The sequence below is a fragment of the Brachyspira pilosicoli genome, assembly GCF_019402445.1.
GTDB lineage: Bacteria > Spirochaetota > Brachyspiria > Brachyspirales > Brachyspiraceae > Brachyspira > Brachyspira pilosicoli_B.
Map to the genome: position 1 here is coordinate 1 of NZ_SRZM01000285.1, position 6,729 is coordinate 6,729.

Below are 6,729 nucleotides of genomic sequence, written 5' to 3' on the forward strand. Positions count from 1 at the left end.
ATAATAATAATAATAATAATAATCAATATGATGAAAATAAAAAATACTTATTTAAAGTAATAATTATAGCATTAGCAATTATTTTTATACTATTAATTGGAGCAGGAATACTTGTTGGCACATTCTTATTTATAACCCAAAGGTCCAATTTAAATAAAATGGCAGAAAATTATGAGATATATGATGAGGCTATATATAATAAAAAATATGGTGATAGTGTTGTAAAAGAATTTGTAAATAATTATGGTGCCGATGTTAATGATACTGATATAGAAAATAAAACTCCCCTCTATCATGCTGTGGAAGCAAACAATATAAAGGCTGTTAAGTTTTTAATAGAAAATAAAGCAGATGCAGAAATCTCAAGCGATGAAGGAATTACTCCACTAATTTTGGCAATAAAAAATAATAATAAAAAAATAGCAGAACTTTTAATTAAAGAAGGTAATGCTAATGTGTATGGTTCTTATACTGGAGATGATATAAAAAATTATCCTATGTATTATGCAATATCACAAACAAATAAAAATATGATAAAATTGTTATTAGATAATTCATTTGATTTAAAGAGAGAGCCTACTATTTTAAGTTATGCTATTGAAAACAGTGATAGAAGTATAGTTAAATATTTAGTAGATAATGGTGCGGATATTAATTATCAAAATTCTGATGGAAGCACTGTATTATATAATTCTGTAGTTTCATTAGATTATGATTTATTTAAATACTTTTTAGATAAAGGTTCAAAAATAGAAAATAATGGTTTTAATAATAAATACGGTAATATTATAATGGCAGCTGCTGGTTCTAAGTTTAATAATAGTTCAAGCAAACAGCCTGTAGATTTGGTGCTTCTTCAAAATGGTGCGGTAAATAGTGCTAAGATAATGAATGATATTATAACTAACTTTGATAAAAATGATATTAATAGTTATATAAATGGAATGAATGCTTTAATAATAGCTTCTGGCAATTCATATATTGACACTGTGAGAATACTTTTGGAAAATGGTGCTGATGTTAATTCTTATGACAATGATGGCTGGACTTCTTTAATGTATGCTGCTAATAATGGAGATATAGAATTAGCTAAGTTACTTATTTCTAATAATGCAAATGTTAATATTCAAAGTTATGATTATAGTACCGCTTTAATGTGTGCTATAAAAAGCCCTATTGTAAAAAACAGAATTCCTATGATAGAGTTATTAATAGCAAACAAAGCTGATATTAATATAACAGATGCTAATGGACTTGGTGCTTTAAATATTGCTATAATGAATAATGATATGGAATTAACAAAGTTCTTCATCACTAATAAAGCAGATTTAAATAAAACAACTATGGAAGATGGAAGCTCTTTAATAGAATATGCTATAAATACTGATAATATAGACTTGCTTCAGCTTTTAGTAGAAAATGGAGCAGATATTAACAGAGCAAATGATATATCAAGTTTAACACCATTAATGAGAGCTTCTAGAACAGGGCTAGAAAATATAGTGAGAATATTACTTTCAAGAAATGTAGAATTAAATACTACAGATAAATATGGAAGCACTGCTTTACATATGGCAGCTGAAAACTCTCAATTAAATATTGTAAAACTTTTGCTTAATAAAAAACCAGAGCTTAATATACAAAATCAATATGGAGATACTCCTTTACATAATGCTGTTAGAGCTGGAAGCGTTGATATAGTAAGCGAACTTGTTATAGCTGGTGCTGATATTAATGTAGAAAATAACAATAAAAAACTTCCTATAGATATAGCAAGAGACAATAACAGTTTAGCTATATATGAAGTATTAAAACAAGCTCAAGATAATAAATAAGAAAAATATATAGATTGTAAATTTTTTATAATATATTATAATTAACATAATATTTAAGGTAATAATATATATGTCAATTATATTAAAAGTAGAAAATCTCAAGATGTATTATCACACATCTAAAGGCAATATAAAAGCTATTAATGATATTAGTTTCGATATAGAAGAAGGAGAAACTTTAGGGATTGTTGGTGAATCAGGCTGCGGAAAAACATCACTTGCCACATCACTTCTAAGAATGCCCTCTCCTCCTGGTAAATATGAAGGTGGAAAAATTATATTAGATGGTGAAGATATAATACCGCTTAAAGAAGAATATATAAGAAAAAATATAAGATGGTCGAAAATATCTATGGTTTTTCAAGGAGCTATGAACTCTCTCACTCCTGTATATACTATAGGCTATCAAATGCTTGAAACATTAAATAGGCATATTGATATGAATAAAAATGACGCCTATAAGCTCATAAAAGAATATTTAGGATATGTTGGGCTTCACCATAGCGTAATGGATAGATATCCGCATGAACTTTCTGGAGGAATGAAGCAAAGAGTTGTAATAGCAGCTGCATTGTTTTTAAAACCTAAATTAATAATATTAGATGAACCTACTACAGCATTAGATGTTATAGTGCAGGCTCAAATAATAAACCTTTTAAAAAAACTAAAAAAAGATTTTAATTTATCATTTATATTTATTACTCATGATTTAGCTTTGGAAGCAGAAATATCAGACAGAGTTTGTGTAATGTATGGAGGAAAAATAGCAGAGCTAGCTAAAAGTGAAGATATTTATAATAACCCCAAACACCCATATACAAAAAGATTATTAGCTGCTACTCCTAGACTTAAAAAAACAGTTGATAAATTAGAGTTTATAGAAGGCACTCCTCCAGATTTGCTTAATTCTCCTAAAGGCTGCATGTTTTATGATAGATGTAAAGAGAGAATTGATAAATGCAAAACTGAAGAGCCTTTATTAAAAGATATAGGTAATAAACATTTATGTGCATGCCACTTAGCAGATAACTAAATAATTAATAAATGGGTTATAAAATGGATAATGATATAATATTAAAACTTGAAAACATCAAAAAATATTTTAAACCTCATAGCAGCATAATAGAAAGTTTAATAAAAAAAACAAAAGAAATAAAAGCAGTTGATGATGTAAGTTTAGAAATTAAAAGAGGCGAAATACTTGCTATTATAGGTGAATCTGGAAGCGGAAAAACAACAATAGGCAAATTGATAATGAAATTAATAGAGCCTACTTCTGGAAATATTATATTTGAAAATGAAAACATTAATAATTTTGATAAGGAAGAAATAAAGAAATATAGACAAAATGTGCAGATGATATTTCAAGACCCTTATGCCTCAATGAACCCCAGATTTAAAATAAAAGATGTATTAAAAGAAGCACTTTATATTCATAATATAGAAGGAGATGAAAAACATTATGATGAAATGGTGATAAAAGCTTTGCAAGATGTAAAGATTAATCCTCCTGAAGAGTTTATGGATAGATATCCGCATATGCTTTCTGGAGGGCAGCGTCAAAGAATTGCAACGGCTCGTGCTTTAATACTCAATCCAAAATTAATTGTTGCTGATGAGCCTGTGTCTATGATAGATTTATCTACAAGAGCAGAAATACTTTATATGATGAAAGAAGTGCAAATACAAAAACAATTAAGCTATATTTATATTACTCATGATTTGTCAACTGCTAAATATTTTGCAGATAGAATAGCAGTAATGTATTTAGGAAATATTGTAGAGATAGGAGAAGCTAATGAAATAATAGAAAATCCTAAACACCCATATACAAAAGCATTAATTTCTGCAGTACCAGATGCTTCTACAGGAAGAGCAAACATTATTAAAGAACTTCCAATTAAAGGAGAGATTCCTAATGCATCAAATATACCAACAGGCTGCAGATTCCACACAAGATGCATATATGCAAAAAACGAATGTCAAAATACAGAAGCTGTGTTAAAAGATGTAAACAGCAGCCATAAATCAGCTTGTATATTTTATGACAGTATTAAATAACTATACTCCATTCCAAGAAGCAGCATTACCTTGATAAGCCCATTGATAAGAATCATTAGCCCCTATTAAAACTTTTGCTAATGCAGTGCCATTATAAAATATGTAAAGCCCATTAACTAAATATGGAGCATCATTATCAAACCCATTCATATTACTAACAACAACCACACTATTGAAATTAGTTTGATACCCAAAATACTGAACTTGCCATCCACTAGAAGCATTAATCATATTACCACTTCTTGTAGCAACAGTTCCAGCACCTGTAACATTTATATTATTGGCAGCGTCAATAGTTCCTGTGCCCTCTGGTCTTGGTATTACTGGTACCGCTGTATTAATCTTTGTCTCAATATATTTTTCTTCTATAAGTTCATTTGTGCCGTATGCTGTTACTGTTATAAAATATTTTGTACCGTTTACAAAATTATAATTTGGAATCTCTATTGTAAAGTTAGTACGGGTATGATTTGTACCCTTTATAGTTGGAAGCATTTGTTCTGAATCTTTAATAGCATCATCTGGCTGAACCATATTTTCTGAAGTTTTTGCATATAAATTAAAACCTGCAAAATCTGATGCTAATATTCCAGACCAAAACTCTATAGATACTTTATTATCACCCGGTATAGCTTTTATCTCATAAGGCATATTATATTCATCTATTATAGTAACAAGCTCTTCAGCACAGGAACTAAAAAATATAGTAAATAGAATAAGTAAAGATATTTTTTTCATTGTTTAATAACTCAATATATCGGCACTAATTTGATAACAGTAATCTGCTACTATACTATTAACACCGTTAACACTCCTTACAAATATTTTGCCATAATAATTTGCATTATTTTTATTAATCTTTATTAAATATAATCTATCAGCAATAACCTCCAAACTCTCTGTAGTATATCCTTCAGTTGGAGGCACTACAACATCATAAAGAGAAGTACCAGCCACACGCTGCACAGACCATGTTTCATTTGGTCTTTGAGGGCTAGAAAAATAAAGCTTATTATTATTTAATGTCAAATTGGCTAAATAACCTTCTGAAAGAACTATAGTACTACCAACATTTATAGTTTGATTTGAGATTTCTGGTCTTGGTGTTGCCATCTTTACATAATTATCATAATAATAATAACTTTCATTTTGCGGCGTTATTTGATAAGAACTCACCCACACATATATAGGTATGCCGTTTCTTATCTCAGTTTCTGGAAGAAGTGAAATTTCTGTAACATTACTTCCTGTATAATAAATATTTTTTTCTATTGTAAAAGTAAAGTTCTGCAAAGTTGTGCTTCTTGTAGTTACTATTGTAGGAATTGTTTTTTGCTGACTATAAACTCTATATATTCTAGGATTAACACTATCTCCAAAATATATATTATATCCACTAAATGCTGGTTCATTATTTTGTGCCTGAAATTCTATCACTAGTTTTTGGTCCATTGGTGTAATTTTAGTTATAAATGGCTGATTCATCTCTTGCGTAATACTAGTGATATCTGGAAGTCCACAAGAAATGAGAGTAACTAGAAATACTACAGATATAAAAATCCTACAACAATAGTTCATCGTTTAATTATATAATTAATACTAAAAATATCAATATAAAAGTGAAAATAGAAATGTTTACTTAACATATAATATTAATTATTAAAAGATATAATAATAGTTTAATTAACTAAAAAATTATTATATCTTTTATATAATCAATATATGATAAAAATAGATAAAGGCTTTAATATTTTTATTTAAAATTATGTATATCAATATTCTTTTCTAATCTATTTAATTCATCTTGTAAAAACTCTTTCCATCTATTAGCTCTGAATATTGGAGAAGTTATAAAAATATCTTTATCTCCCCTTCCAGACATATTAACTATTATAACATCATCTTTAGAGCATTTTTTTGCATACTCTATAGCCTTAGCACCAGCATGAGCACTCTCTAAAGCAAATATAACTCCCTCATGTTTAGCAAATTCTCTAACAGCATTAATAGCTTCCATATCTGTAGCACTTAAAAATTTAATTCTTCCAATATCTCCTAAATATGCTAATTGTGGCCCAATTCCCGGATAATCAAGCCCCGCCGATATAGACATAGTATCAGATATCTCACCATTTTCTTTTAATATAAACTTACTTTTATACCCCTGAGCAACATGGTCTTTAGCATATTGATTATTCATTCTTATAGCATTCTCTCCAATATTTGTACCTATTCCCCCAGCCTCAATAGCTACCAATTCTATATCAGTTTTTTCTATAAAAGGCTCAAAAAAACCTATAGCATTAGACCCCCCTCCAACGCATGCAAACATAGATTTTACTTTTAAGTTTTTTTCTGCTATTTGTTTTTCTAATTCTCTTCCTATTATAGATTGAAAAGTCCTCACTATATCTGGATAAGGACTAGGACCAACAGCACTTCCAAGTAAATAATGAGTGTCATCTAAATCTTTTATCCATTCTTCTAAAGCCGCATCAACTGCATCTTTTAATCCTCTAGAGCCTCTTTTAACAGATACAACATTAGCCCCATATAATTCCATAGATGCCACATTAGGTTGCTGCCTGCGTACATCTATATCCCCCATATATATAGAACATTCTAATCCCAACTTAGCACAAGCTGCCGCAGTAGCAATACCATGCTGACCAGCACCAGTTTCTGCTATTATTTTTTTCTTTCCCATTCTTTTAGCTAATAATGCCTGACCTATAGAATTATTAATCTTATGTGCTCCAGTATGTGCAAAGCCTTCTAATTTTATATATATTTTAGCACCACCTATACTTTCAGATATGTTCTTGGCATACAT

General features: G+C 29.1%; 6 protein-coding genes. 3 read left to right on the forward strand and 3 right to left on the reverse strand.

Annotated elements, in window-relative coordinates; all coding sequences use genetic code 11:
- The 3 genes from E6A48_RS09200 to E6A48_RS09210 form a co-directional block, all read left to right on the forward strand.
- Positions 1-1,835, forward strand: a 1,835-nt coding sequence (locus E6A48_RS09200; protein ID WP_219709926.1) for an ankyrin repeat domain-containing protein, incomplete at its 5' end; no start/stop codon positions are given.
- 70 nt (positions 1,836-1,905) lie between these two features.
- On the forward strand, positions 1,906-2,868 hold the full coding sequence (locus E6A48_RS09205) for an ABC transporter ATP-binding protein (RefSeq protein WP_219709927.1): 963 nt from the start codon (positions 1,906-1,908) through the stop codon (positions 2,866-2,868).
- A 23-nt stretch (positions 2,869-2,891) separates the two neighbouring features.
- The gene (locus E6A48_RS09210; protein ID WP_219709928.1) at positions 2,892-3,896 is read left to right on the forward strand and encodes an ABC transporter ATP-binding protein; all 1,005 of its coding nucleotides are present in this window, start codon (positions 2,892-2,894) and stop codon (positions 3,894-3,896) included.
- Here the strand turns inward: E6A48_RS09210 and E6A48_RS09215 are convergent, their stop codons facing one another.
- From E6A48_RS09215 to trpB, 3 genes are all read right to left on the reverse strand, one after another.
- Positions 3,897-4,634: a hypothetical protein gene (locus E6A48_RS09215; protein ID WP_219709929.1), complete on the reverse strand. Its 738-nt coding sequence runs from the start codon at positions 4,632-4,634 to the stop codon at positions 3,897-3,899. It lies immediately after the preceding gene.
- Between the two features lie 3 nt (positions 4,635-4,637).
- Positions 4,638-5,474: a hypothetical protein gene (locus E6A48_RS09220; RefSeq protein WP_219709930.1), complete on the reverse strand. Its 837-nt coding sequence runs from the start codon at positions 5,472-5,474 to the stop codon at positions 4,638-4,640.
- A gap of 175 nt (positions 5,475-5,649) precedes the next feature.
- The coding region (trpB, locus tag E6A48_RS09225; protein WP_219709931.1) for a tryptophan synthase subunit beta at positions 5,650-6,729 on the reverse strand (1,080 nt) is incomplete at its 5' end.